Source organism: Clostridium sp., from assembly GCF_036639235.1.
Taxonomy (GTDB): domain Bacteria; phylum Bacillota; class Clostridia; order Clostridiales; family Caloramatoraceae; genus Clostridium_AB.
The window spans coordinates 1-1900 of the sequence record NZ_JAVWJB010000060.1 but is presented as its reverse complement, the minus strand read 5'-3'; the positions used below and the strand labels follow the sequence as shown (position 1 = coordinate 1900).

Sequence of the window (1900 nt, the reverse complement as noted above, 5' to 3'; positions counted from 1 at the left end):
GTATTATTTAACTGGTTAGCGGTTCTTTGTAATATAGTTACTATTATTCTTATAGGTTCATTTATAAATAGGGTTTTTGAAGGAGCTAAACTAGATTTAAGTTCTAATAGTCTAATTAATGCTTTAACAGATTTTAAAATATACGATAATTTAAGTTTATTATCAGGAATTATACTAATAATTGGACTTTTAGTATTAAGGTATATAAGCAATATGATGTATGCTAAATATTCTAATCTTGCATCATCTAAGGCTAGATGTACTTTAAGAGAAGTTATATATAAGAAGCTTTTAAGACTTTCAGGAAGATATACATCAGTTGAAAGTACTTCATCTGTTGTTCAAGTAATGGTTGAAGGTATAGAGCAGCTTGAGATTTACTTCGGTAGATACCTACCACAGTTAATATACTCACTTGTGGTTCCAGTAACATTATTTATAGTTATGAGCTTTATATCATTTAAGGCTGCTTTAGTATTTATAATAGCTGTACCACTTATTCCACTATCAATTATTGCTATTATGAAAATTGCTAAGAAGATTCTTAAGCAGTACTGGAAGAGCTATTCAGACTTAGGTGGATCATTCCTTGAAAACCTTCAAGGTCTTACAACTTTAAAGGTATTTAATATTGATAAGGAAAGACATAAGAAGATGAACAGGGATGCTGAGAAGTTCAGAGTTATTACTATGAAGGTTCTAAGCATGCAGCTTAATTCAATAACAATTATGGATATTGTAGCATTTGGTGGTGCAGCAGCAGGTACAATTGTTGGACTTATCCAGTTTGCCAGTGGAGAAATTGGAGTAGGAAGTCTACTTATTATAATTCTTCTATCATCAGAGTTTTTCATTCCATTAAGACTACTAGGCTCATACTTCCATATAGCTATGAATGGTATGGCAGCTTCAGATAGAATGTTTGGAATTCTAGATGCACCTGAGAGGGATAAAAAGGTTACTGCTGAGAATATTGACCTAAGTGAAGTAGACATAAAACTTAATAATGTAAACTTCAGTTATGATGGAGAAAGAACAGTAATCAATAATGTAAGCATGAATATTGATAAGGGGGGAGTCGTTGCGGTAGTTGGAGAAAGTGGTAGCGGTAAGAGTACAATAGCATCACTTATTCTTAATAACTATGATGTAAACAGCGGTGAAATCCTAATCAATTCAAATAACATAAACAACGTGTCACTGGATGATATTTATAGCAGCATTGCACTAGTATCAACTAACAGCCACATATTTAACGGAACTATCCTTGATAACCTACTTGTAGGTAAGAAGGATGCAACTGAAGAAGAAATAGTAGAGGCCCTTAAGACTGCTAGACTATATGAGTTTGTTCAAGGTCTTAAGGATGGACTAGACACTAATGTTGGTGAAGCAGGTAATGCACTTTCAGGAGGACAAAGACAGAGACTCTCACTTGCTAGAGTAATTCTTGCAGATAGAAAGATGATTATATTTGATGAAGCTACATCTAATATAGACGTAGAAAGTGAAGAAATGATATGGGAAGCTATATACTCACTTTCAGGTGATAAGACAATACTTGTTATATCACATAGACTTGCTAATGTTCGTGATGCTAAGAAAATCTATGTTATGAAAAAGGGTAATCTTGTTGAAGAGGGTACACATGAGGAGTTAATGAATCTTAATGGGAATTACTATAACATGGTTAATAAGCAAAATGAGTTAGAGAAGATTAGGGAGGTTAAGTAATATGGAAAGAAGATCAGGCTTCCAGATAATGAAGCGACTAATCATAGAGCTTAAACCACTAGCGCCAATTATGGCAATTACAATAACTTTAGGAGTTTTAGGTTTTTTAGCAGCTATTGCTATAGCTAGTTTTGGGGCAATTGCAATCGGTTCATATATAGGAGAA

At 33.4% G+C, this 1900-nt stretch carries 1 protein-coding gene; it reads left to right on the top strand.

Features of this window, described 5'->3' with window-relative positions:
• Positions 1-1734 (top strand): ABC transporter ATP-binding protein/permease (locus RR539_RS09870; RefSeq protein WP_332483799.1); only part of this gene is annotated, 1734 nt, incomplete at its 5' end.
• Between the last annotated feature and the right edge of the window lie 166 nt (positions 1735-1900).